Below are 22,300 nucleotides of genomic sequence, written 5' to 3'. Positions count from 1 at the left end.
GACTGCAATGAAAAAACGAAACGCGAGTGCCAGATGGAAAGGAACATTGAAAAAAGGAAGTGGCACGATCAAAATAGAAAGCGGCGCCTTTGAAGGGCCCTACTCATTCGCTACCCGTTTCGAGGGTGCCAAAGGCACCAACCCGGAAGAGTTGATTGCCGCGGCACACGCCGGGTGCTTTTCCATGGCCTTCTCGATGCTGCTCGAGAAGGCCGGCTATCCCCCCGCAGAGATCCAGACCCAAGCATCGGTTACCCTCGATCAGGTAGAAGAAGGGTTTAAAATCACCCATATCCTGTTGCAAAGCGAAGCCGAGGTACCCGGTATTGATGAAGCGGAGTTTCAAAAACAGGCTGAAATGGCCAAAAAGGGGTGTCCGGTGTCCCAGTTGCTGACCGGTGCGAGTATCGACCTTGTCGCGGTGCTGAAAACCTGATCGTCGATCGATCCGTTTGGCGTTTGCAAACGCGGCGGCCTGCAGCCGCCGGGGCTACCAGTAATAAGGTCTTCCATAATAATCGTATAAAACCGTCTCCAGTTCCCGATTGACCGGTTTGCGGGGATCGTATTCGGGGCTCTCCTTGATCTGGTTGCTGTCCAGATTCACCATAATTCGACTTCGTTTATAGTCCACCAGGCCGGTCCAATCCCACGCAACCAGAACTTTCTTTGCAGCCGGCAGCCAGTTGCTGGTATCGATGACCAGGTAACGGATGGTCCAGGACAGGTAATCCATGATCAAATCGTCCAAATGGCCGATTTTGGTATCCTTGGCCTGGATTCGGTATCCGGATACTTCGCGGGCCGACCGCAGGTTGCAATCGGCATCGGTTTCCGTGGGAAGGTGCGTCGCCGCCGCCTCTTTGGCCAAAAGGTGCGGATAAGCGTGTGAACCCCACTTCGCCGACCCGCCCCAGTAATGAGGCATGGCGTAATGTCTGCTGTAGGCGATTTCGTATTGGCGAGACACAGGCGCGGCACTGTCCAGCGGGGGAGACGCTTTGATCTGTTCTTTGGTCAATCCTACTTTTATTTGTCGTGTCGAAGCAGACGCATCGCCAACCACCATGGGAGAAATCAGCACCTTACGGCCGGGGAGCCATTTAAGGGTATCGGCCACAATATAGCGGACAACCCAAGCGCGGTCTTCGAACAAAAAATCTTTACAGCACCCGATCTCACCGTCCAGGGCGCTCAATATGTATCCTCGGATGTCTTTCAAACTGCGCAGCATTTTTTTCCTCCTTTCCGGGTAACCAAAATCTTACGGGTTTAACCGACACATAACGAATGCAACACCTCGATACTATCGAGACGACCGATGGCTGCAAATGGGGTTTAGCATGCATTTGTCGAGGCCTTGTTGCCCATTCACAAAGCGCGGTTTCAGTACCGCTTATTCGAATCGTGACCGGGACAATATCCGGCCGGTAAAGATGCCGCGGGTATCGACGGCGGCTAAACAGCTCAATGAGATGGTAAAAATAGACCATCGAACGATCAATGAGCCAACCCTACAGACTTTTGATGAAAACGCGTTCGCCCGTCAAATGTAAATCCATCCCTCCTGAAACAGAACTAAGCGATGCACCCCATACCTGCCCGGGCGGCCATGCGATAGGATAAGATTCAGCAGAACGGCAAGCGGCGGCACAAGCAAAACCCAAACAAACGAAAATGACCGTATGGTCGAAGGAGAGGCAATCATGGAATTCAGAAAACAAAGCCCCGGAAAAGGCATCATGGACCGTGAAAAATTGATGCAGCACAAAACCTGCAGAGCCTGCGGTGAGCCGTTCAACCTGGGCGATCCCGTGGTGATTGCCTGTGGTGCCTGGGAGGGGCCGCCTCGATGGATCCATGAGCACGAGGCGGTTTTCGATTCAAAAACATCCGGGTATGTGGAAAGGAAGTGCTTCGAGGCCCAGCGGGGCGTTTGACAATACCGTCTATCGTCGAATTACTGGGTTGGAGAAGGCCATCTCCGTGGTCGTCGGCACTTCAATACCAGGCCCCCTTTCACATACCAATCCTGATGAGAAGGGAGGATGCTTACATGCCTTTTTCAATACTGCCGGTTGTTTCGATCCTGGCCGGATTGCTCATTCTGATCGTTCCAAGGCTGTTGAACTACATCGTCGCCATTTATCTGATTCTCGCGGGCATCATCGGCCTGCTGCACCTATAGGAGAGAATGAATATCATGCTTGAACTTCGCAACCTTCTGTTCAAGGTTCCAACGACGGAAAAAAGCCCGGAAGATACACCCCAGCGGACAATTATCGACAATCTCACGTTTACGTTCGAATCGGGCCAATTTTACGCTATTACCGGACCCAACGGGTCGGGAAAAACCACTATTGCCAAGCTCATTATGGGCATCCATCCAGCGACTCAGGGACGGATTTTTTTCAATGGGAAGGATATCACCACCCTGCCCATCCATGAGCGGGCTGCGGCTGGAATCGTGTATGGGTTTCAGCACCCGGCACGGTTTAAAGGCATGTCGTTCCGGGATCTGCTCTCCATCGCAGCGGACACCGATGACGAGAACAAGCTGGTGGATATCATTGCGCGGGTCGGCGTGTGCGCCATGAATTTTTTGGACAAACCGGTGGACAGCAAACTGTCCGGCGGCGAGATCAAAAAGATGGAACTGGCAACGGTGATTGCTTCTCAGCCGCAGGTGGCGATTTATGACGAGCCGGACACCGGCATCGATCTGTGGACCATCGGCCCCATGGTGGAGCTGCTGAAACGGGAGCAAAAGGAACACCGGACCACCACCATTGTCGTCAGCCATAACAGGGCCTTTCTCGAAGCGGCCGAAACGCTTCTGCTGGTCAAAGATGGAAGGATTGCCTATGTCGGCGATCTTGACGGCGCCATGCCGATGCTGGAGGATTTAAGCGTCTGTTCATTCAGCGACACATGCGAAGGAGAAAACGATGCTCGATGCTATCGATAAAAAAATCTTGGCGGAAGTGGCCGACCTCGAAACCATCCCCAAAGGGGCCTATAATATCCGCAAGAACGGTGAGCTGTTGGGGCGGGAGGTTTCGGCGAACATCAATATCGAGACCAATGCCAAAAGAGATGGCATCATTATCGACGTAAAGCCGGGAACCGTCGGCGAATCCGTCCATATTCCGGTTATTCTGTCCCAATCGGGCCTGCACGATGTCGTCTACAACACCTTTGTTATCGGCGAGAATTCGGATGTGACGATTGTTGCCGGCTGCGGGATTCACTGCGGCGGTCCCGAATCGGAAGGGCATTCGGGCGTTCACGAATTTCGGATCAAAGCCGGGGCTAAAATCAGATATGTGGAAAAACACCTTGCCATCGGTGAAGGCAGCGGCAAACGCACATTGAATCCGACCACCAAAGTGGTGATGGAAGAAGATGCGCAAGCCGAAATGGAATTGACTCAAATGGGCGGCGCCGACGAGGCCAAGCGCTTTAACCGGGCCAGAATCGCCAGCCGCAGTGTTCTGTTGATGACCGAGCGCGTGATGACCGACGGCGAGCAGAGTGCGACCTCCACCAACGAGATCGAACTGCTGGAAACGGACAGTCGGTCGAACATCATCTCCCGTTCGGTTCTCAAAGACGATTCCAAGCAGGATTTCTACGTCAACCTTACGGCCCACGCCAAGTGTTACGGACACATCGAATGCGACGCCATCCTCATGGGCAACGGCAACAACCAGACCGTTCCGGCCCTGCGTGCCTTACACCCGGATGCCGAACTGACCCATGAAGCTTCCATCGGAAAAATTGCAAACGACCAACTCACGAAACTGATGAGCCTGGGTCTCACCTATGACGAGGCCGTAAATCGGATCATCCAGGGTTTTTTGGCCTGACGGGCAGCGGGCAGGACCACAGGGATGAGCCTACCGGCAATTCCAACGTGTTTCAAAGAGCCGTAAAAATGAAAACCAGCTGGAACCCGTGCCGTTTATGGTCGAGGGTTTCCAAACGGTTTCCCCGGCATGGGTTCAGCGGGTGTAAGCGTCAATCCGGATCAATCTTCGAGAATCCACTGGCGGGCGCGCTCCATTTCCCGGTTGTCGAAATAGCGGACTTTGGCAGCGGTGAACGGTTTGAAAAAAAAGGTGCCGCCCTTTTCCCACCGGGACTCGCCGATTACCGCCATCCGTTCGATGTCTTTGAAATGTCTGGCGGCGAACTTGGTATCTTCCCACAGGGCGCCCGCCGTCCAACCTTCAAAGTCCTTCAGTTCAACAAGCAAACGGATAGGTGCGCCGGCTTCGATCTGACGCTCGATCATGGGAACGAAGGTCTCGTAATCTTCCTTATCCAGCTTTTTTTTGATGGTGAGCGTGACAATGGCGCCCTTCTCCGTTTTTTCAAGCTGTATCTCGTCAAAACCGATCGCCATATCAGCCTCCTTTTTTGATTGAGAATAGCCAAGCCGGATCTTTGGACCAACCCCCGGCCAGGATGCCCGGCGTTATGGACAGATTAAAAAAGAAACAGGTGCCGGCGAATGATTTACGGGCCGGCACCTGTATCCATATCCATCAACCATAAGGTGTTCAATTACGGCGAACCGGGTTTGCCCATACGGTCGGAAAATGCTTTGGCTTCATCCGACGTCAACAGGTGCATGTTCTCTCCGCAGCACACCAGGTCACCGTCGCCGCCCTCTAATACAAGGACGACATTCCCGCAGGTTTCGCATTTGTAAATCTCATCTTTTACCGCTCCCATGAAATCCTCCTTTTTTTGGGTTGAGGGCCGATGCCCCGTTTAAAAAACTTGAGACTAAAAGCATTCTACCCGCTGTAGACCAAACGACAATGGGGGACATCCTCTATTTACAAACTTTCCCGTCAGTATATCCATAAATATGGATCGATTGCTCTGGTCCAACAGGGTAGCGCCAGGTTTGCGTCGATGGAACCGATTCCGACCCTTTCGACATTGGTCGACATCGGCGGCCATCCGGTTTCCATGGGTTCGCACATATGCGAAAATAGTGCGTTCCCCCCATTTACTTTGCTCCCGTTGAATTTAAAAATGAATGCCAAGTCAAACGCGTTGAACACCGGATCGAAGAAGATATTCAAAACGAATTTTTCTGGAGTCCGTTCGTTAACGGTGAAGATATCCAGGTCCGTGTCGAGGAAGGCAAGGCAACCTTGACCGGAACGGTAGATTCGCTGCGAGAATTCAAGGCCGCCACCGAAAACGCCTGCGAAGGCGGCGCCGCCATCGTTAACAACCGGCTGATTGTTCAGTGATTCTTCTACCGGTGATCTTACGGTCTACTGCTGCTGGGCAGAGGAAGAAATCTTCACCCGAAAAGGTATTGGCCGTACCGGCCGCCTGACCCAATCGATGGATAACCATGTCCGACACGAAACAATCGAAAAATCTCGCCCGCACCATGCGTACACCCAGCGTGACAGCGCTGGGTGTCGGGGCGATGATCGGTGCCGGCATCTTTGTGCTTACGGGCATGGCCGCCGGGAAAGCCGGTCCCGCCCTGATCCTGGCATTTGCGCTCAACGGCGTCATTGCCCTGATCGTAGGCGCCTGCTACGCCGAACTGGCCACCATGATGCCCGAAGCGGGAGGGGCCTATGTCTGGGCCAAACCGGGACTTGGACCGTTTTTCGGATTCTTCGCCGGATGGATGAGCGCTTTCGCCCAGCTGATCGCCTGCTCGCTGTATGCGGCCGCATTCGGATCATTTACCCGACAGCTTGTAATCGAACTCACCGCCCACCGGCCGCCAGCTTTTTTCGCCACAGCGATGTCGGTGGGCGTGTTGGCCTTGCTGCTGTGGATCAATTACCGCGGATCCGAACATACCGGAAAACTCGAAGTGTGGATCACGGGACTGAAAGTAGCCATTTTGCTGATCGTGGTGGCACTCGGATTGAGCGTTCTGTTCCAAAGCAACGACCGTCTGTCTGCTTTCAGGCCGTTTTTTTCCCAGGGACTCGGTGGCTTGATGAGCGCCATGGGCATTACCTTTGTCGCCTTCGAGGGGTATGAAATCATCGTCCAATCCGGCGAAGAGGTTAAAAAACCGGGATCCACGATTCCCCGTGCCATTTTTCTTAGCATCCTGGTCGCCATGTCTCTTTATATCCTGGTCGCCGTCGTCCTGCTTGGAGCGGTCACGCCTCCCCACGGAAAAACGGTAGCCGCCTACCTGGGTGGACTGCAAGAACTCGGCCTGATGGAGGCCGCCGGACAATTCGTACCCCGGGGGAAAATCATTTTGTTGATTGCGGGCCTGGCCAGTACGGCCAGCGCATTGAATGCCACCATCTATGGATCCAGCCGCATCGCCTATGCCATGGGACGAGCCGGTGACCTCCCGTCTGCGCTGGCCCGCGTCCACCGGACGAGGAAAACACCTCATCTGGCAATCGCCGCGGTTGGTTCTCTGATGGTCGCCATGACGCTGGCATTGCCCATTGAAGATATCGCCGCCAGTACCAACATCATGTTCTTGCTGGTTTTTCTAATGGTTTGCACAACGGTGGTTCGTTTGCGGAAACACTGGCCGGACCGTGAACGCCCCTTCCGGGTGCCCTTGTCGCCCTGGCTTCCGGGCGTGGGGATCACCGCCGGCATCGTCCTGTCCCTGTGGCTGGTACAGGTCAGCCGGGTTGCCTGGGCCGTGGCCGTGGTGTGGATTGTTCTCGGTGGTGCCGTTTTTTACCTCAAAGATAGGAGATAAACCCCAACGCTGCAAAAACCGGGGCGATTCGGTGCCAAGGCGCCAGGGGTACCGCCGCAGTGTTCTACTGGAACGATGGGGTTGGCACAACCTACCCGATAAAGGAGATTTTATGTTTACCAACGTATTGGCTGCAACGGACAGAGTCTCGGTTCAGGATGCTGCAGTGGTGACCGCTGCTCGACTGGCGGATGCAAACGGCGCAAAACTGCATATCATCCATGTCCTCGAGTCCGCTTCGAGGAAAAATCGGGATATCGTGCAGCATTATCGAACAGGAGAAGAGATGCCGGCTACGTCGGACTACCGGAAGAACGTCAGGAAACAGATCTCCGAAAGCTGCGCCGGAGAACTGCCGGATGGCGAAACGTGCCATATCGAGGTCGCCATCGGGCTTCCATGGCACGAAATAAGCCGGTATGCAAGCCGCATCCGCGCCGACTTGATCGTCATGGGGCCGCATTCCTCCAGAGCCGAAGAAAAGGGTGTTGTTCGGGTCTCCGTTAACATCGGGAGCAGCGTGGAGGGGGTGCTCATGTGGGAAAGATGCCCGGTGATGATCGTGAACCGACCCACCTCCACGGAGCAACTGAAATTCAAACGGATTCTGGTGGGCATCGATTTCTCGATGTCGTGCAAAAGTGCGCTTCGGTTTGCCGCCCGGCTGTCCCGTACCCTCAAGGCAAAGGCGACGCTATTCCACATGGTACCGGTTCCTCCGGACACCCGGTACTCCCAGGATAACTACGAAGCGGATGTAAAATCCGCCAATCGACGCCTCCGGGATTTCTGCCACGACGAGATCCGGGGCGTGGATCATGAGTATCGTGTGTGGGGTGGTGCCCTGCCCCATGAGGAAATCCTGAGATGCGCCGAAAAATCAGACGCCGATCTGATTGTGATGGGCTCGCACACCAAAGAAAAGAAGGGCAAATGGTATCCAGGCAATGCCGTGGAACGGGTTTCCTTTCGTTCCGCTTGTCCGGTGATTTCGATCACGGACCCGGAAGGTTTAAGATCCCTTGAAGACATTTCAATATAGGCAGAGTTAAAAAAGGCCCTTCTGTTCGGGTTGATCTATGCTGTGGTCCTGGTATCGGTCTCCGCCGGAAAGGAAATTTCCGGCGAGAAAGGCGTCTATGATGTCGCTTTGATTTCAGGACTGACCGATGTGGATGTGATAACGCTTTCTAACTCCCGGCTGGCCGGAAAAGATGTGCTTGGTCTGTACCAGGCGGGAATCAGCATACTCATCGCCTTTGTCGCCAACCTGGCTTTCAAACTGGCGATTGTCGCCTTCATCGGAGACATCAAGATGCTCAGAATGACGATGCTCTGCTTCTCCTGCATCGCACTGCCGGCACTCCTCATTTTCCTGTAAGCGGATCGAAAAACTACCGGCTCGGCATCCGATCGATGCTGTCCTTCAGCTGGTTGATCTCAATTCCTAAACTGACGCACTGTTTTCCTTGCATGCACCCTTCGGCATCTCCAGGTTCAAGATATGTCTTGAGCTGCTTCCCGTCTTTCCTGAGATAGACGGTCCAGCGGTCATTCTGATCGTCGTGCTCCACGTTGACATCGATTCCACAGGCACCGATATCGGGATACAATTCTCGGATGTGCAGACAAAGCGCTTCACGGGTTAACATATTACCCCCTTCATTTTTTTGGGTGATTCAACTCCTGTGCAACATGATGAGACATTCGAAAATTACCATCACATTCATTTTATTTTAAATTTAGCATGCCTGACCGACCGATGCCATGGGGTCGATCATGTATCTCATAAGGGAAAGGTGTCATAAGCGGTTCATTTCGGAAAGAATCTGAGATTTGCGTTGATTCACAATTTTCCGGCGGCCGGCCAAGGACCGGGTGCAATCCATCCCGGAAAGACGGCAGCCAGCCCTTCGACCATGAATTGCACGGCAATAGCGATCAGGATCATTCCGAAGACCCTTGAAATCAGGTTGAGCGGAAGATCGCCGATGATTTTTCTGATAATGGGACTGACCAGCAGGATGAGGTACAAAATCGCCAGCACACCGATTACAGTGAGGCTTAAAAGAAGGTCCGTCTGCAGTGAACGACTTTGATACCCGTAGATGATGACGGTTGTAATGGCCCCGGGTCCGGCGATTACCGGTACGCCAATGGGAATGAACACCTGGCTGTATCGCTTCAATACCCGTTCTTTGAGCGCTTCAGAGGCCTGCGGCTCGTCATCTTCGAGCTGGACCGCCCTGCCCTTCAGCATGCTGAAACCAAACTGCAGCAGAATCAAACCACCGCCAATTTTGAAGCTGGCGAGATCGATTTTCAGCTTCAGCAGCAGGTACTGGCCGAACCAGAGAAATATCAACAGGATCAGGGCACAGGATAGAATGATCAGTGCGGCCAGAAACCATTGAAACCGGCTCTTGCCGCCCTGTGACGCCTTGATCCAGAGAGGAATCTTCTCTACCGGGTTGATGATCGCCAGCATCGCGATGGCGAAATTTGAAATCAGATCCCAATCGACACTCATTGCCATGCACCCATTTCCGATGTCAGGCAATCGGCCAAAAGCCGTAGTTGCCCATTGCATCTATGGTTTTCCTATCCCTTTCATCCATCTCGGTCCAGGACCAGACGCAGACCGATGGGTGTCATCAAGGTGGTGACGACGGCCATAATGACGATGGCTGAAAACAGATTGGCCACGATGGCCGGCGCGGGCGTCGGCTGAGAAAAGAGACCGGCCCGCAGGGCGATATCCGCGATGATCAGTTCCACCGCCCCCCGGCCGCTCATACCGATCCCGACAACCAGCGAATGCCTGGCGGACAGCCCCACCCAATAGGCCGGCAGACCTGCGCCGATCAGCTTGCAGCCGATGGCGACGGCAATAAGGATTGCCAAAAACAGGGGGATGTTGGAAAATGCGGCCAGATCCAGGTGCAATCCGATGGAGGCAAAAAAGATCGGCGCCAGGAAACCCGTTGTGATTCCCGACGTACGCTGCTTCACCGCCCGATACATCGCTTCCGGCAGGGTGCGCTTGGTAAAGAAAAGGCCGGCCGCGAAGGCTCCCAGAATAAAATGCATATGCAGCATTTCCGCAAGCACGGCAAAACCGAGAGCCACAACCAGCAGTATACTGAATTCGAACTCTTCACTCATGCTGCTCTTAAATGCATTTTCCAGATAAGGCAAAACGTAGCGTCCGATCGTTGTCACGATGACCAGAAACAGTGCGATCTGCCCGCCCAGCCACAGCAAACCCGCTGCATCCGGCATCTCTCCGGTCTGGATGACGGCGGTCAAGACGGCCAATAGCAGCAGGCCCAGGATATCGTCCACAATCGCGGCGGAGATGATCATCTTACCGGCGGTTGATCCCAGCTGGTCAAGGTCCATCAGCACCTTGGCAGCCACCGGAACGGCGGTTATGGATAGCGCCGTACCGATGAAAAGGGCCTGGGCCAAACGGACATCGGAAGGTGGAAGGAACATCCAGCCGATTGAAAATCCAGCCAAGAGGGGGATCATCAATCCGCCCAGAGCAATAAACATGGCCCCTTTGGACTGTTCTGCCAGTTCCTTTGGCCGCATTTCAAGTCCCGCCATGAGCATCAGGAAGAATATACCCAAGTCGGTAATGGCCGTGAAGACCTCATCATCGACGATGCCATGCATCACCGGAAAGCCATCCGGCGAAAGTCGGATGACGGCACCTAAGGCAATGCCTGCCAGAAGTTCTCCGACCAGTGCCGGTTGCCCCAGACGAACGGAAACTTCTCCGAAAGCGCGTGTGATCACTAAAAGTATCAGTAAAACATACAGGATTTCCATTATTTGGCCTCATTCCTTTCTGTCTTTTGCGCGAGTCCCTACCGCGGTGAAGACAGCGTTTCCGATAAATCGAAAATATAGGTCGAATTGTTCACGCGTATTTCTCAAGCTTACTCAATAATCTGTTTATTCTATCCCGGTTCGACTGAGGTTGTTAATGGGGTATGCTCGGTATGTAAGGAAAAGTAAGGGTGTAAAAAGTCCGATACTGAGCTGTTGAAAGAATTGTATCAGGAAAGGGAACCGATATACCTGCCCGAATTACGCGAATTACGGTCAATGCCCCATACGGTCAACGCATGGTCCGATATACGTTACCGTTATCATCACGGGGAAAATACGTTTTTTTCGGTGCGGCCATTGATTCTATGCAGAAAGGAACGGACATGGGACGAAGAGACAAAGGATTCGAACCGCTATTCAGGAAAATGCAGGACGAGAACCTGCCACAGCTTGTCATCGACCATTTCAAACATTACTACGACCAGTTGGTGGCAGGGCAGACCGGCAACCTTCCGGAAACGGAAATCGAACCGATCGAAACCCTCCCCGAAATGGAAAAACTGGGCACAGACCAACGGGTCGCCGCCGGTGAACGGGCCATGCATCGGGCGGCCATCATCAAGCTCAATGGCGGCCTGGGTACAAGCATGGGCATGCAAAAGGCCAAAAGCCTGCTACAGGTTAAAAATGGCTTGAGTTTTCTGGACATCATCGTCCGTCAGGCCCTTGCACTGGATGCAGAACCACCGGTGATTTTCATGAACAGTTTTTCGACCCAGGACGACACGCGGAAAGCGCTTTCCGGCTATTCCCATTTGAAAAGGCAGCCGGTCCCTCTGGATTTTCTGCAGCACAAAATCCCCAAAGTGTCGGCACGGGACCTGGGGCCGATGCATCACGCCGACAACCCGCACCTGGAGTGGTGTCCACCGGGACATGGGGATCTGTATCCCGCCTTACTGTCCAGCGGCATGCTCGACCGTTTGCTCAAGGCCGGCTACGCGTACGCATTCGTATCCAATGCCGACAATCTGGGAGCTGTGCTGGATCCGGCCATTTTGGGATATTTCGTTGAAAGCGGCTTGTCCTTCATGATGGAGGCGGCCGACCGCACCGACGCGGACAAGAAGGGCGGTCATCTGGCCAGAATGAAATCGGGCGGACTGGTGCTGCGCGAAATTGCCCAGACACCCGAAGCCGACGTCAGGACTTTTCAGGACATCCGGCGCCATAAGTTCTTCAACACCAACAATGTCTGGATTCATCTGCCTGCCCTTAAAAAAATCCTGGCACGCAAAAAAGGGATTCTGGGACTGCCCATGATCCGCAACCGCAAGACTTTGGATCCCAGGGATCCGGATTCACTGCCGGTTTACCAACTGGAAACGGCCGTGGGCGCCGCGATTTCGGTATTCGACAAGGTCGGTGCGATTCGCGTTCCCCGTAGGCGTTTCATCCCGGTAAAATCCACCAACGACCTGCTTGCCCTCCGTTCGGATCACTACGTACTCACCAGCCGGTACCGGCTGGTTCCCAACCCAAAGCGCAAAACCGACCGGCGCGTGCAGATCCGTCTGGACCCGGCATACTACAAGTCCATCGACCAGTTCGAGTATCGCTTTCCCTGCGGGGCGCCGTCCTTATTGGAGTGCGAATCCTTGACTATCGATGGAGACATTCGTTTCGGGAACGATGTTCGGCTGAAAGGCGGGGTCGAACTTCTCAACGAAAACGATGGAACATATGATATGGAACCTCATCGCAGCCTTGAAGGCACCTTGCGCGTCTGAATCCCTACCGGCAATGAATAGGGGCAAAAAGCGGAATCAATCTGGATCGGTCTCCAACAGATGATCCAAAAGAAGCGCCTGAATCACTTCTCAGCTTTCGCTATCAGCCACCGAAGCGGCCTGATCGCCGGAAAACTTGAAGTCAGCACAAAGACTTGCAGCTTCCGGATGATCACGCCTCAGGGCGTTCCAGATCATTTCCGGACGCGGGGATTGACTCAATGCACCAATGGCATCGACAACAGCGATGCTGCCATCGGGTGTGAATCGAACGGTGTCTTCTTCCAGTTGCAGGGTCACCACAGGCTTCATGGGCTCCTCTTTTCCCTTTGAAAAAATGGGTTTGTCTCTTCTCGACTGTTTAATAATTGGACGGCGCCTCAGACAGCGCCTTGTTCGACCGGAGAAATACCGGCAAAATTGAAGAACAATGCGATCACGACTGCCTGGATGATCCAGCCGATCAGACAAACGCCCACTGCCCGCCAGGTGCTCTGGTAATCCAGGGCCTGGCGAACGGCGATCACCATGGCCAGAAGCATCCAGATACCGGCGACGAAGAAGACCGTGTTCATCAATCCGGGGACGAAACCCAGGATTCTGATGATCCCGGGAGAACTGGCGAATCCAATGGTACGTAGCAATTCGCTATAGTCGGCGCGTGTTTCGGGCACCGGCAAAAGTCGGGTGCCCACGAAGTAGGTGATGCCCGCCCAAATGAACCAGCCCAGCAAGGCGGAAAGCGTCCCCAATACAAGGCCTGACGTTCCCACATAACGCAGGCTGCCGATACCGGCGGCCACACTGGACAAGATCACCACGGCTATCGCTTGCCCCATGGCGCTCCGGTCCGCTTCAACCTCTTCATAAATGCCTGGATTCAATCTTGCGGACAACACGATGCGATTGAAAAAAGATGTCATGTTTTTCTCCTTATAAAAAAACTAGATCGGTATCATTTTACGGGAAGAATTGCATGGATCCGGGTCCCCTCACCCATCCGGGATTCGATGCGAAAGGAGCCGCCGAAGATCTCACAGCGTTCTCGCATGGCGGTCAGACCGTACCCGCTCAAAGGGTCTGTTTTGGAAATCGCCTTTTTCACATCGAATCCCCGGCCGTCATCCTCGATGAGCAGGGAAATGGATCGCCTTTCGTCGGCGAATTCCATGCGCAGGCGAACCGATTGAGCTTCGCTGTGCTTTTCGGCATTGCTGAGCCCTTCCTGAATGATGCGGTAGATGATGATTTTCATCGGTTCGGGAACATCGTCTTCGGTGATGGCTGCGGAATAATCGACGCGGATATTACCGTACATGCGCTGAAACTGCCTCAGATACCACTGGATGGTGGCCATCAGTCCCAGGTCGTCGAGGGTCGTGGGGCGCAGGTTGGCGGAAATACGCTTGGTCTCTTTAATTGTCGATAGAAGATAAGCGATTTCCTGTTCCAGTGAATCTTCCAGCCGACCATCGTTATGATCCCGTTTCATCTCTTTTTCTTCGAGGCTGAATTTGATGGCCGCAAGGCTGGCGCCGATGCTGTCGTGCAATTCTTTGGATACCGTTCGTCGGTCCGCTTCCAGCGCGTGCAAGGTGCGTCGGGACATCTGTGTCAATCGTTCCCGGGAAAGGGTCAAGGCATCGCTCATGCGATTTTTCTCGGCAATCTCCTTTTCCAGCGCCTCGATGGTTAAATTCAGGTCCCGGGTCCGTCTGGACACTTCCTTTTCGAGTTGATCCATCACATTTTCCAGATGCTGCTGGTGATTGATCTTCTCGGTTACATCCGAGGCAATCGTGATGACCAGGCGCTGGCCCTCGGCCATACGGCCCAGGGGTGCATTGAACAGCTCCCATATCAATGTCTCGCCGCTTTTTGTTCTGACCGTTACGCGAGAGGGCCGCAATGTTCCTTCCGGTTCGAAAAGATCGGCGAAAGGATTCTCGTTCCCCTCCGTACACTTTACCTGGAGTCTTTCAACCCAGTCCCGAATCGTCGCAAGATTTTTAACTGAAAACCCCGTCGCCTCCTGAATGGCCCGGTTGATCAAAAGTAGCCGACTGTCCTCCCGGGTAATGAGAACCGGCACGGGAGCGTTGTAAAGTGCCTGAAAATAAGGGGCTTCGATTTTAAAATCGATGACGTCACCCTCATCGGGTACAGTTTGATGGATCGGTTCGGGCATAAGCAGGTCTTTTACTCCGGTAGGGCAAGCCGGTGGAAGGAAGAACGTTTTCACCACGCAGACTTCCTGCCAGGACATTGGAATGCCAGTGCGGCACTTCGAACTGTTCAGGTTTTCGGCTCTATGAGCCCTTTTTCGATGGCGTAAGATGTCAACTGGGCGACATTATGCAGATCGAGCTTTCCGATCAGATTGGCACGGTGTTTTTCCACCGTTTTGACGCTGATGCTGAGAAAATCGGCAATCTCGTTATTGGTATGACCTTCGGCCAGCAACTTCAGCACCTCCCGCTCCCGTTGAGTAACGGTATCCCAGCGGGAGTGCTTTTTCATTTTTTTCCTTCCGGTGATATATCCTTCCATGACCTGACCCGAAATGCCCGGACTGATGTACGTTTTGCCCGCCAGTACACTGTCCACCGCGAGTATCAGTTCCTGCCGGCTGGCGTCCTTGATGCAGTAGCCGTCGGTTCCGGCTTCGAACGCTTCCAGAACATACTGGTCGGACTCGTGAATGGTCAACGCCAGAATCCGTGTATCCGGCAATTCCCGTTTGACCTCTTTCATTACGGAAATACCGCCCATTTTGGGCATGGAAAGGTCCAGCAAAACCAGATCCGGCTTCAGCTTTCGAATTTTCCGCACCGCTTCCAGGCCGTCTTCCGCCTCCCCGACGACCTCGAAATCCTCCCGGCCGTTCAGCATGGATTTAAGCCCTTCACGAAACAACTGGTGGTCTTCGACGATGAAAATATGATGCTTGCGGTCCAATGGGTTGCCCTTCCGATGTTTGGTTCGCTGACATTTCGGTCGAAAAACCGGTAGAGGAAAAAAGCAATGCCGTTTACAATGGTAGATGACGTAGTTTAACCCAAATCAGGTTGAATGGCAAACCCGATCCAACCACGGATTGCAATATCAGGCGATCTCTCGTCCTCGAATGGCTTCATCGATGACATCGAGCAGACGCAACCCGCCGGAGCGATCCTTGGAAATAAAATAATCGGCCCCTTTTTGAATCGAGGCTTCCTTGTACTCGGCCGAATCATGGCTGCTCAAGACGACAATGCAGGCCCGTGGAACCAGGCGCTTGATTCGGCCGATAAATGGGATACCGTTGTTTCCGGGAAGGGCGATATCCAGAAACACCGCGTCCACGGGTCGTTGGCTGAGAATATTCTCGGCCTGTTCGGCATCACCGGCCTCGTCGATATCCACATGGGGCTGCGTGGTCTGGATCACCTCTTTCAGTGTATTACGAAAGATCGGAGAGGGGTCGAGAATCAAAATCTTTTGACGGCTTGACATGGCTGTTCTCACCAAGTGGTTTTATCCCTTGTCCTACAACGTTATAGAAGACATCCCAGTTGAGCAATGGGGTATAGACCCTAATTGTTTTCGTCGGGGCCGATATTGGGAGCAACCTTTGCAGCCTTTTAATAAGGGGAACCGCTTGCCATGGGTTTTCGACGGGACGGGTTCAAAGCCTTCCGCCGGCGGTTTTCTGGCCGGAGGCATCAGTCGGATTGCAGTCTCGTTGTCAGCACTGGACATTCGGCGGTCCGCACCACTTTTTCGGCGACGGATCCAAAGAAAAATCCCTTGATTCCGCTTCTGCCATGGGTGGCGATGACGATCAGGTCCACTTTCTCCTCTTTGGCCGCGTTGACGATGCTGGTTGCCGGGTCACCGATTTCCACCAACTGCCTCGATGCCACCCGGCCGGCGATATGGTTGTCGATCAAGTCTTTCAAGGCCTTGTGCGCGTTCTCCGTCATCTCCTGCAGAAACAGGTGAACCTGATCCATGAGATGGTTGGTCATGGTGTAGGAGGGAGTCGGTGTCGGATCGATCTGGCTGATGGCGTGGAACAGGATAATTTCGGAGGAATAGCGCTCTGCCAGGTCTACGGCCGAATCCAGGGCCGCATGGGAAGGTTCGCTGAAGTCTACGGGACAAAGGATTTTGGCGATATTTTTCATCTGATGCGCTCCTTTCTCTAATGGTTGAAATGAGGACGCCTCCCATTCTTTGTCAAACTGGATTATGGTGAGATTATACCATCCGGCAGTCAGTCGGCCAATAACGGGAATCCCCCATTAAAGGCCAAAACCGCCAGTAGTTGACCGTCTCGTAAAAAGTCGAAATTTTCATCTTTTCGTCGTTCCGGCGTAAGCCGGAATCCAGCAATTTCAGTTGGTTCTGGATGCCGGATCAAGTCCGGCATGACGAATCTGGTACTTTTTACGGGTTCATCAAGTAGTTGCCTTTTTACGAGGATGGAAAAGCCGTTCAAGGCACCTCGACGGCCGCGGAATAAGCCGGTCTTGGCAGCCAAATACCGTGACTCCCCTATTTATACCGATGCCGTCGGGACGCTATTGTAAGAATCATCATGAGAATACTACCCGTCGCTTCGTGGGACGATTGCCCGGCCTTACGACCCAAACCGGATTTGCTTTTCCCGGTTGGCCGCCGGGGCAGGAAAGGAGAATGCCGATGATTCAACCATCTGGTCCAAAAAGATTTTTTCCCACAACCCGAAGGTGTCGAACACACAGCAGGAAAGGTGGGGCTGTCCGCATGCTTCTGACGGTCTTTCTGACAACGGTTTTTCTGGCGCAGGCGGCAGCGGCGGCACCGCCCATTGATGACGGCAAGATCCGCGGCGTCATCCAGCGCTATCTTGCCGCTGAAACCGCTGTTTCGGCCGAAAACGTCGAGATTCATGTGAACGACGGCGTCGTCATGCTGTCCGGTTCCACAGACAACCTGCTGCAAAAAAACCAGATAGCGCGCATCGCCGAGAGCGTCAGAGGAGTGCGTGCGGTGATCGACGACACCCGCGTTGTACCTGCCCTGCGAGAAGACGACGCTGTCGCTCGCGATGTCCGCGCCGCCTTGGCGCGCTCCGCATCCCTGGGGATCGGGGAGAACACGGTTGCCGTCGAAAAGGGTGTCGTGACCCTGCAGGGCACGGTGGATTCCTGGGTGCGCAGCCGGCTGGCCGAACGCAGGGCCATGTCTGTCAGGGGTGCAACGAAGATCGTAAATCAAATCGTGGTCATCCCCGGGCGACACAGAGACGACAAGACGATTCAAATGGACATAATGAAACGTCTGCAATCCGATCTGTATGTCGATGCATCAGGCATCGATGTGGCGGTGACCGGTGGCAGGGTGCGCTTGGAAGGATACGTTAGAACTGCCGCGGAAAAACGCCGCGCCGCCGAAAATGCCTGGGTGGCCGGTGTGGTTGCCGTGGAGGATCGCCAGCTGATCGCAAAATGGCCTCAAAAGGAAACTATGCAGCGCCCTTCTCCCTATATCCAACAGTCCGACCAGACGATTTTGAAGGCAGTGGAGGACGCCCTTCTCATGGATCCACGGGTGAACGCGGCCAACCCCGACGTGTCTGTAATCAACGGCGTCGTCACCCTGTCCGGTGTTGTGGACACCTTGTATGCCAAACGGGCGGCCGAGGCGGACGCTCTCAATACCACCGGGGTCTGGAAGGTGGACAACCAGCTCCACCTGCGTTATCGGGCCTTTCCCACCGACGCGGAAGTCGAAAGTATGATCCGGGACGTTTTTAAGCGCGATGCCGAATTGCATCCCCTCGATCTCGGTGTCGACGTGGCAGACAACCATGTGCGCCTTTCTGGCTCGGTGAAAACCATGGGGCAGAAAATCCGGGCGGAGAATATCGCCTCCCAGATCGACGGGGTGCTCACCGTCGAAAACCGCATAAAAGTCCAACCGGATGAGAAAACGGCAAGCGAAAAAGACAGCGACATCAAGTCGGCAATTGAAGATGAATTGTTCTGGAGCCCCTATGTAGACAGCGATCGAATCACCGTAACCGTGACCAACGGCCGGGCCCTTCTCAAAGGTGGGGTGGCCAACCGCTTTGTCGGCCGCATTGCCGTCCAGAATGCCTTCGAAGGGGGCGCACAAACGGTGCAAACCCAACTGGCGTTGAATGGCGGCGGGACGTTTGCCGAACGATTCATGGAAAAGCCTGGCCCATCCGGCCTGGATGCGGCGCTGGGACTTTGGCGTTGACCTGAAAAAAGCCCGGACGGATAAGCAGCGATCATATACCTTCCCACGATTGCCCCCTTTATATTTCAGGGGGTCAACCGTCAACCTCCCGGTGCAATCAGCGGACGCACCTCGGTCACTTTGAAACGGATCGCCGCCACAATCGCATTGGCGGAGCGGTCTCCGGCAAGTTCACGGATCTTTTCCCGAAATGAATCCAGCAATTCACCGTAGCGTTCCATCGAATCGACCTCCAGGTACAGCCGAACCCCCTTCCATGTTGCAGGGGCCTGCCCCGGCTCGACCACGATGAAACTGGCCTTGGGGTTTTCCTGAAGGTTCCGGTAGGAGCGGTTATCGCCGATGGCCATAATCACGGTATCTTCATCGATCATGCGGGGCGAACCGAAAACGGCCGCATTCACCTCTCCCTGCTTATTGGCTGTGGCCAATGCTCCGATGCGTGTCTCTTTGTTGAACATGGCCATGACCTGTTTTCTTTCCATGTCGCCTCCTTTATATTTTAAAAAAATTGGGATGGTGGGCGGGTGAGGCCCCTTCTCGCAAACGGAAACCCATCCGCCACGCTTTATCCGAAATAAGCCAGGGCCTGCCTCAAATCCTTTTCGATATCGATCATGAGGCTGTCCAGGTCAGATTTCAAGTGCTTCCAATTCTCACCGTCAGAGGCATCCAAGGCCGTAACCTTGGCGGCCGCCTCCTTGTGTTTGTTTTCCGTGGTATCGAGATCCAGGGTGGGCTGCACCGAATCCCTGAGTTTTTTTCTTGGTTTTAAGCTCGAGCAGGGTCTCACCGAATTGAACCAGTCTGGCATCGATTTCCGCTCTGTATTTTTCTTTCTCCTGCATAAGACTCTCCTTTCTTCGTTCATGTTTACGCGATCTGTTCATGTATAATAAGTTCTCACAAGTAAAACAGATGCGGATCAATTTAGCCTGCATTCAAGACAAAGGGAATGGGGGACGCACCGTAATTCAAGCTTCAGGCAAGTGTATTCTTTCCTCCGTTGTCTCTGCGTGCAGCAAACGGGTGCCGAATTTTTGCGGCTCCCTTTTGGGAAGAGATATAAAAAGAATATCAGCGGCCTTCCCAGGATACCGTTTTGATGCGATCGAAAACAAATTGGCGGCAGTCTGAGTCCCGGTCTGAACCGCAATCAAGGCGATTCAAGGGAATTTCAGCCCTGGCGGAGTCCTTGTGGCCACCGGCGGAACCTACATCGCCAAAAAGATCCCGGGCCATTTTACCGGCGTTGTGCCGAAGTTCGGCGTTGCGGATGACGACGATGAGCCGGCTGCCGCTGATTCCCGAGGCAACACTGCCAGAGGCCTCGGCCATCTTGAAGAAAAAATCGGCGATCTGGACAAGGGTGTCGGGATTGTTGACCTGCCCCATGTGAACAGTTGCGATTTGATTGACAAAACGGAGGCGTTGCAGGGCCTTTTGAAAACGGGACAGCGTCTTTCGGGTAATTTCGGAGGACTCGATTTTTTTGACGATATTCAGATCGGCATAGTCGTAGAGGTAGCGGAAGGCAATCATGTCCCGAGCCACGGTCGGTCGGATAAAATTGTCGGTATCGGTTTTGATGGCGTAAAACAGGGCCGTTGCGATGCGCGAAGAGGGTTTGATCCTGGCGGCCCTGAGGTATTCGGTCAACAGGGTAGCGGCGGCCCCGTATTCTTCCCGGATGTCGATGAAGCGCGCGTCGAGTCCTTCGGTCCGCGGGTGGTGATCGATGATGATGTCAAAATCAATGGCCGCAAACCGCTTGTGGTGCGCGGGCTGGGAGTCCACCAGCGCCAATTTGCGGTAGGCGGATCTTTTGAACCGCTGGATATGGCGGCTGTGAATAGCGAGCAGCCTGACGAAGGCAAGATTGTCGGCCCGATCGATGCGGTTGGTACGAAAAATGTGGATGGGCTGCACCTTGCGCCAGAAGAGACGTTTGAGCGCCAGGGAGCATGCCAGCGCGTCCGGATCGGCATTCACCAGAATGGCCATGCTGTCACCCGGGCCGGCGGCGGTTTGCAGTTTCCGGACCTTCTTGAGCGTGGAAACCGTTTTGCCAAATGGAGCATGCATCGATTTACCTCCTGAGCCATTCAACTCGGAGCAGTATAATTCATTTCATCGCGCTGTGTATATGGGGTGAAGCGCCCATAATCTTCGATGGCAAGGCAGGCAAACCATCGTGGTTCGAAAAAAACGCACCATTCGAAAGGAGAGAGGGGGCTGATGATCGCCGGTGCTCTGCGGCGTAAAAAACCAATCCGAGGGGTTGCAGGCAACTCAAGCGGGGTGTCTTCGATCAAAGACTTCTCTAAAATTAACCAAGGAAGAAGGCATCCACATTCTGCTGCCCCGGACCTGAATTGGCATGATCTCATCTTCTTCACTCAGCTTATTATGAAACTCGATCCTGACCAAATCTTGTTCGACGTCCAGGAGCTTGTATTTATCGATATCGACGAAACCTTGAAAAAATGAGGTAATCGTATCTGCATTGATCGTCAACGACAACTCACCAAAAGGAACCTTCGATGTTATCGAGGAGATTTGACGGGTCGTATACTCACCACACCCTTTCATTTCTTGAATCGTTTCTGATTTGTTGGATTGCCACCTGCCGATAAGTGGATTTTTCTGAGCCATGTTCCCCCCTGAAAAAGATTTGCCATCGATTGCCCGACAACTGCCATGCCGGCAACCTGAAACCTACCAGGGAATGGGCTGGCGGTCCCTGAAAAAGCCGCCGGTCGGTCCCCCATCGGGCAGGGTCGCCAGCCATACCGGAGTTTCGGCTGCCGCCTCCGCGGAAAGGGGCGCCCGGGGGCCGCCCATGTCCGTTCGAACCCAGCCGGGACAGACGGAATTGACCAGGATGTTGCTGCCTCGCAGTTCCTTGGCCAGCAGGACCGTCATGGCATTGAGCAGGGTCTTGGACATGCGGTAGGCCGGGGAATCGACGCCGGTGTATGGCGATTCCGGATTGGCAATATCGCTCAAGGCTCCCAGCGTACTGGATATGTTGACGATGCGGCCGTACCCGTTCGCCTTCATGAAAGGGATGCAGGCCTGACTCAACAGAAGCGGACCGTAGACATTGGTCTCTAAAGTATTTTGCAGCGTCACCTGCGCCAGTTCCAGGATGGTGGTTTCGCCATCGATCTGGATACCGGCGTTGTTGACCAACACATCCAGTCGACCGAACACGTCTTTGATTTTGCCCAGGGCGGCCTGGATCGAGGTCGCTTCCGTTACGTCGAGAGGCACATCGTGAACATCCCGTCCATGCACCTCAAGCGCACTGCGCGCCTGCGCCCCTTTATCCTCATCCCGTGCACCCAGGATCACGGTATATTCGCTTTGAGCCAGCCGTTCGGCGACAGCAAACCCGATTCCACGGTTGGCCCCGGTAACCAGGGCAACGCGCTGTTTCGATGGTTTCATGGAACACTCCTTTCTGCAGCTGCGACAATCTTTGAAAAACGATGCCATCGCGGGAGGACTCCGATGCTCACGTTTTGAAAATCACCCAACTGAATTCTAATATGACAGCATAACATTTAAAAAATAAGGCATGCCGCCAGTGGTTGCCATGGGGCCTATAGTGTATTCACCAAAAAGGTAGCGGGTAAAAGAAGCGCAAAACGGAAAAAGGGGCTTTACGCTGCAGGTGATCTGAACT

The 22,300-nt window shown here is 53.9% G+C and carries 28 protein-coding genes and 1 pseudogene; 11 read left to right on the top strand and 18 right to left on the bottom strand.

Annotated elements, in window-relative coordinates; genetic code table 11:
* The first annotated feature begins 7 nt into the window (after positions 1–7).
* Complete coding sequence (locus GN111_RS27740; RefSeq protein WP_155306861.1) at positions 8–436, top strand: OsmC family protein; 429 nt, start codon at positions 8–10, stop codon at positions 434–436.
* A gap of 54 nt (positions 437–490) precedes the next feature.
* Here GN111_RS27740 and GN111_RS27735 read toward each other — a convergent pair whose 3' ends face one another.
* A complete protein-coding gene (locus GN111_RS27735; protein WP_155306860.1) occupies positions 491–1,234 on the bottom strand; it encodes a PRC-barrel domain-containing protein in 744 nt (247 codons plus the stop codon).
* Positions 1,235–1,706: 472 nt separating this feature from the next.
* Here GN111_RS27735 and GN111_RS27730 point away from each other — a divergent pair, with 472 nt between their 5' ends.
* The 4 genes from GN111_RS27730 (at position 1,707) to GN111_RS27715 (ending at position 3,869) form a co-directional block, all read left to right on the top strand.
* The gene (locus GN111_RS27730) at positions 1,707–1,940 is read left to right on the top strand and encodes a hypothetical protein (RefSeq protein ID WP_155306859.1); all 234 of its coding nucleotides are present in this window, start codon (positions 1,707–1,709) and stop codon (positions 1,938–1,940) included.
* Between the two features lie 116 nt (positions 1,941–2,056).
* Positions 2,057–2,188, top strand: a complete 132-nt coding sequence (locus tag GN111_RS27725; RefSeq protein ID WP_155306858.1) for a DUF3096 domain-containing protein — start codon at positions 2,057–2,059, stop codon at positions 2,186–2,188.
* Positions 2,189–2,194: 6 nt separating this feature from the next.
* Positions 2,195–2,968: an ATP-binding cassette domain-containing protein gene (locus GN111_RS27720; protein WP_231715580.1), complete on the top strand. Its 774-nt coding sequence runs from the start codon at positions 2,195–2,197 to the stop codon at positions 2,966–2,968.
* Positions 2,949–3,869, top strand: a complete 921-nt coding sequence (locus GN111_RS27715) for a SufB/SufD family protein (RefSeq protein WP_155306857.1) — start codon at positions 2,949–2,951, stop codon at positions 3,867–3,869. The genes GN111_RS27720 and GN111_RS27715 overlap by 20 nt, the downstream gene beginning before the upstream one ends.
* A 161-nt stretch (positions 3,870–4,030) precedes the next feature.
* On the opposite strand, the gene GN111_RS27710 is transcribed toward GN111_RS27715, so the two are convergent.
* Positions 4,031–4,408 (bottom strand): SpoIIAA family protein, encoded by a 378-nt coding sequence (locus GN111_RS27710; protein ID WP_197740435.1) that lies wholly within the window; start codon positions 4,406–4,408, stop codon positions 4,031–4,033.
* A gap of 161 nt (positions 4,409–4,569) precedes the next feature.
* Positions 4,570–4,740 (bottom strand): desulfoferrodoxin FeS4 iron-binding domain-containing protein, encoded by a 171-nt coding sequence (locus GN111_RS27705; protein ID WP_155306856.1) that lies wholly within the window; start codon positions 4,738–4,740, stop codon positions 4,570–4,572.
* Positions 4,741–5,021: 281 nt separating this feature from the next.
* Here GN111_RS27705 and GN111_RS34040 point away from each other — a divergent pair, with 281 nt between their 5' ends.
* The 4 genes and pseudogenes from GN111_RS34040 to GN111_RS27685 all read left to right on the top strand — a co-directional run.
* On the top strand, positions 5,022–5,273 hold the full coding sequence (locus tag GN111_RS34040; RefSeq protein ID WP_155306855.1) for a BON domain-containing protein: 252 nt from the start codon (positions 5,022–5,024) through the stop codon (positions 5,271–5,273).
* Positions 5,274–5,380: 107 nt separating this feature from the next.
* Entirely contained in the window at positions 5,381–6,727 is a 1,347-nt protein-coding gene (locus GN111_RS27695; RefSeq protein WP_155306854.1) for an APC family permease, read from the top strand.
* Between the two features lie 112 nt (positions 6,728–6,839).
* Positions 6,840–7,769 (top strand): universal stress protein, encoded by a 930-nt coding sequence (locus tag GN111_RS27690; protein WP_155306853.1) that lies wholly within the window; start codon positions 6,840–6,842, stop codon positions 7,767–7,769.
* A 15-nt stretch (positions 7,770–7,784) separates the two neighbouring features.
* A pseudogene (locus GN111_RS27685) lies at positions 7,785–8,108 on the top strand (DUF4010 domain-containing protein); the annotation flags it as partial.
* 13 nt (positions 8,109–8,121) lie between these two features.
* On the opposite strand, the gene GN111_RS27680 reads toward GN111_RS27685, so the two are convergent.
* The 3 genes from GN111_RS27680 to GN111_RS27670 form a co-directional block, all read right to left on the bottom strand.
* Positions 8,122–8,379, bottom strand: a complete 258-nt coding sequence (locus GN111_RS27680) for a hypothetical protein (protein WP_155306851.1) — start codon at positions 8,377–8,379, stop codon at positions 8,122–8,124.
* Positions 8,380–8,573: 194 nt separating this feature from the next.
* Complete coding sequence (locus GN111_RS27675) at positions 8,574–9,263, bottom strand: MarC family protein (RefSeq protein ID WP_170302489.1); 690 nt, start codon at positions 9,261–9,263, stop codon at positions 8,574–8,576.
* Positions 9,264–9,337: 74 nt separating this feature from the next.
* Positions 9,338–10,564, bottom strand: a complete 1,227-nt coding sequence (locus GN111_RS27670) for a cation:proton antiporter (protein ID WP_155306849.1) — start codon at positions 10,562–10,564, stop codon at positions 9,338–9,340.
* Between the two features lie 386 nt (positions 10,565–10,950).
* On the opposite strand from GN111_RS27670, the gene GN111_RS27665 reads away from it, so the two are divergent.
* Entirely contained in the window at positions 10,951–12,357 is a 1,407-nt protein-coding gene (locus GN111_RS27665; protein WP_197740434.1) for a UTP--glucose-1-phosphate uridylyltransferase, read from the top strand.
* Positions 12,358–12,447: 90 nt separating this feature from the next.
* Here GN111_RS27665 and GN111_RS27660 read toward each other — a convergent pair whose 3' ends face one another.
* The 7 genes from GN111_RS27660 to GN111_RS27630 all read right to left on the bottom strand — a co-directional run bounded on the left by GN111_RS27660 (position 12,448) and on the right by GN111_RS27630 (position 16,882).
* On the bottom strand, positions 12,448–12,669 hold the full coding sequence (locus tag GN111_RS27660) for a hypothetical protein (protein ID WP_155306847.1): 222 nt from the start codon (positions 12,667–12,669) through the stop codon (positions 12,448–12,450).
* Positions 12,670–12,737: 68 nt separating this feature from the next.
* Entirely contained in the window at positions 12,738–13,280 is a 543-nt protein-coding gene (locus GN111_RS27655; protein ID WP_155306846.1) for a YIP1 family protein, read from the bottom strand.
* Between the two features lie 32 nt (positions 13,281–13,312).
* Complete coding sequence (locus GN111_RS27650) at positions 13,313–14,599, bottom strand: sensor histidine kinase (RefSeq protein ID WP_170302488.1); 1,287 nt, start codon at positions 14,597–14,599, stop codon at positions 13,313–13,315.
* Positions 14,600–14,652: 53 nt separating this feature from the next.
* Positions 14,653–15,315, bottom strand: coding sequence for a response regulator (locus GN111_RS27645; protein ID WP_155306844.1), 663 nt, complete (start codon positions 15,313–15,315; stop codon positions 14,653–14,655).
* Positions 15,316–15,462: 147 nt separating this feature from the next.
* Complete coding sequence (locus tag GN111_RS27640) at positions 15,463–15,852, bottom strand: response regulator transcription factor (protein WP_155306843.1); 390 nt, start codon at positions 15,850–15,852, stop codon at positions 15,463–15,465.
* 209 nt (positions 15,853–16,061) lie between these two features.
* Positions 16,062–16,526 carry a universal stress protein gene (locus GN111_RS27635; protein WP_155306842.1) on the bottom strand — a complete coding sequence of 155 codons (465 nt, stop codon included), beginning with the start codon at positions 16,524–16,526 and terminating at the stop codon, positions 16,062–16,064.
* Positions 16,527–16,615: 89 nt separating this feature from the next.
* Complete coding sequence (locus GN111_RS27630; protein WP_155306841.1) at positions 16,616–16,882, bottom strand: hypothetical protein; 267 nt, start codon at positions 16,880–16,882, stop codon at positions 16,616–16,618.
* A gap of 245 nt (positions 16,883–17,127) precedes the next feature.
* On the opposite strand from GN111_RS27630, the gene GN111_RS27625 reads away from it, so the two are divergent.
* Positions 17,128–18,609 carry a BON domain-containing protein gene (locus GN111_RS27625; RefSeq protein ID WP_170302487.1) on the top strand — a complete coding sequence of 494 codons (1,482 nt, stop codon included), beginning with the start codon at positions 17,128–17,130 and terminating at the stop codon, positions 18,607–18,609.
* 80 nt (positions 18,610–18,689) lie between these two features.
* On the opposite strand, the gene GN111_RS27620 is transcribed toward GN111_RS27625, so the two are convergent.
* The 5 genes from GN111_RS27620 to GN111_RS27600 all read right to left on the bottom strand — a co-directional run bounded on the left by GN111_RS27620 (position 18,690) and on the right by GN111_RS27600 (position 22,062).
* Positions 18,690–19,094 (bottom strand): pyridoxamine 5'-phosphate oxidase family protein, encoded by a 405-nt coding sequence (locus tag GN111_RS27620; protein ID WP_155306839.1) that lies wholly within the window; start codon positions 19,092–19,094, stop codon positions 18,690–18,692.
* Positions 19,095–19,177: 83 nt separating this feature from the next.
* Entirely contained in the window at positions 19,178–19,423 is a 246-nt protein-coding gene (locus GN111_RS27615) for a hypothetical protein (RefSeq protein WP_155306838.1), read from the bottom strand.
* 263 nt (positions 19,424–19,686) lie between these two features.
* Positions 19,687–20,694 carry a DHH family phosphoesterase gene (locus GN111_RS27610; RefSeq protein WP_155306837.1) on the bottom strand — a complete coding sequence of 336 codons (1,008 nt, stop codon included), beginning with the start codon at positions 20,692–20,694 and terminating at the stop codon, positions 19,687–19,689.
* 207 nt (positions 20,695–20,901) lie between these two features.
* Complete coding sequence (locus GN111_RS27605) at positions 20,902–21,264, bottom strand: hypothetical protein (protein ID WP_155306836.1); 363 nt, start codon at positions 21,262–21,264, stop codon at positions 20,902–20,904.
* Positions 21,265–21,327: 63 nt separating this feature from the next.
* Positions 21,328–22,062, bottom strand: coding sequence for an SDR family oxidoreductase (locus tag GN111_RS27600; RefSeq protein WP_155306835.1), 735 nt, complete (start codon positions 22,060–22,062; stop codon positions 21,328–21,330).
* Between the last annotated feature and the right edge of the window lie 238 nt (positions 22,063–22,300).

The organism is Desulfosarcina widdelii, from assembly GCF_009688965.1.
Taxonomy (GTDB): Bacteria; Desulfobacterota; Desulfobacteria; order Desulfobacterales; family Desulfosarcinaceae; genus Desulfosarcina; species Desulfosarcina widdelii.
Note: the sequence above shows the minus strand (reverse complement) of the source record. Positions and strands in the feature narration are given on the sequence as shown.

What these genes read in the sequence shown, in the direction of transcription:
- GN111_RS27740 (WP_155306861.1), top strand. Translation starts at nt 8, where the DNA reads ATGAAAAAACGAAACGCGAGTGCCAGATGGAAAGGAACATTGAAAAAA.
- GN111_RS27735 (WP_155306860.1), bottom strand. Translation starts at nt 1,234, where the DNA reads ATGCTGCGCAGTTTGAAAGACATCCGAGGATACATATTGAGCGCCCTG.
- GN111_RS27730 (WP_155306859.1), top strand. Translation starts at nt 1,707, where the DNA reads ATGGAATTCAGAAAACAAAGCCCCGGAAAAGGCATCATGGACCGTGAA.
- GN111_RS27725 (WP_155306858.1), top strand. Translation starts at nt 2,057, where the DNA reads ATGCCTTTTTCAATACTGCCGGTTGTTTCGATCCTGGCCGGATTGCTC.
- GN111_RS27720 (WP_231715580.1), top strand. Translation starts at nt 2,195, where the DNA reads ATGAATATCATGCTTGAACTTCGCAACCTTCTGTTCAAGGTTCCAACG.
- GN111_RS27715 (WP_155306857.1), top strand. Translation starts at nt 2,949, where the DNA reads ATGCTCGATGCTATCGATAAAAAAATCTTGGCGGAAGTGGCCGACCTC.
- GN111_RS27710 (WP_197740435.1), bottom strand. Translation starts at nt 4,408, where the DNA reads ATGGCGATCGGTTTTGACGAGATACAGCTTGAAAAAACGGAGAAGGGC.
- GN111_RS27705 (WP_155306856.1), bottom strand. Translation starts at nt 4,740, where the DNA reads ATGGGAGCGGTAAAAGATGAGATTTACAAATGCGAAACCTGCGGGAAT.
- GN111_RS27695 (WP_155306854.1), top strand. Translation starts at nt 5,381, where the DNA reads ATGTCCGACACGAAACAATCGAAAAATCTCGCCCGCACCATGCGTACA.
- GN111_RS27690 (WP_155306853.1), top strand. Translation starts at nt 6,840, where the DNA reads ATGTTTACCAACGTATTGGCTGCAACGGACAGAGTCTCGGTTCAGGAT.
- GN111_RS27680 (WP_155306851.1), bottom strand. Translation starts at nt 8,379, where the DNA reads ATGTTAACCCGTGAAGCGCTTTGTCTGCACATCCGAGAATTGTATCCC.
- GN111_RS27675 (WP_170302489.1), bottom strand. Translation starts at nt 9,263, where the DNA reads ATGGCAATGAGTGTCGATTGGGATCTGATTTCAAATTTCGCCATCGCG.
- GN111_RS27670 (WP_155306849.1), bottom strand. Translation starts at nt 10,564, where the DNA reads ATGGAAATCCTGTATGTTTTACTGATACTTTTAGTGATCACACGCGCT.
- GN111_RS27665 (WP_197740434.1), top strand. Translation starts at nt 10,951, where the DNA reads ATGGGACGAAGAGACAAAGGATTCGAACCGCTATTCAGGAAAATGCAG.
- GN111_RS27660 (WP_155306847.1), bottom strand. Translation starts at nt 12,669, where the DNA reads ATGAAGCCTGTGGTGACCCTGCAACTGGAAGAAGACACCGTTCGATTC.
- GN111_RS27655 (WP_155306846.1), bottom strand. Translation starts at nt 13,280, where the DNA reads ATGACATCTTTTTTCAATCGCATCGTGTTGTCCGCAAGATTGAATCCA.
- GN111_RS27640 (WP_155306843.1), bottom strand. Translation starts at nt 15,852, where the DNA reads ATGTCAAGCCGTCAAAAGATTTTGATTCTCGACCCCTCTCCGATCTTT.
- GN111_RS27635 (WP_155306842.1), bottom strand. Translation starts at nt 16,526, where the DNA reads ATGAAAAATATCGCCAAAATCCTTTGTCCCGTAGACTTCAGCGAACCT.
- GN111_RS27625 (WP_170302487.1), top strand. Translation starts at nt 17,128, where the DNA reads ATGCTTCTGACGGTCTTTCTGACAACGGTTTTTCTGGCGCAGGCGGCA.
- GN111_RS27620 (WP_155306839.1), bottom strand. Translation starts at nt 19,094, where the DNA reads ATGGAAAGAAAACAGGTCATGGCCATGTTCAACAAAGAGACACGCATC.
- GN111_RS27615 (WP_155306838.1), bottom strand. Translation starts at nt 19,423, where the DNA reads ATGCCAGACTGGTTCAATTCGGTGAGACCCTGCTCGAGCTTAAAACCA.
- GN111_RS27610 (WP_155306837.1), bottom strand. Translation starts at nt 20,694, where the DNA reads ATGCATGCTCCATTTGGCAAAACGGTTTCCACGCTCAAGAAGGTCCGG.
- GN111_RS27605 (WP_155306836.1), bottom strand. Translation starts at nt 21,264, where the DNA reads ATGGCTCAGAAAAATCCACTTATCGGCAGGTGGCAATCCAACAAATCA.
- GN111_RS27600 (WP_155306835.1), bottom strand. Translation starts at nt 22,062, where the DNA reads ATGAAACCATCGAAACAGCGCGTTGCCCTGGTTACCGGGGCCAACCGT.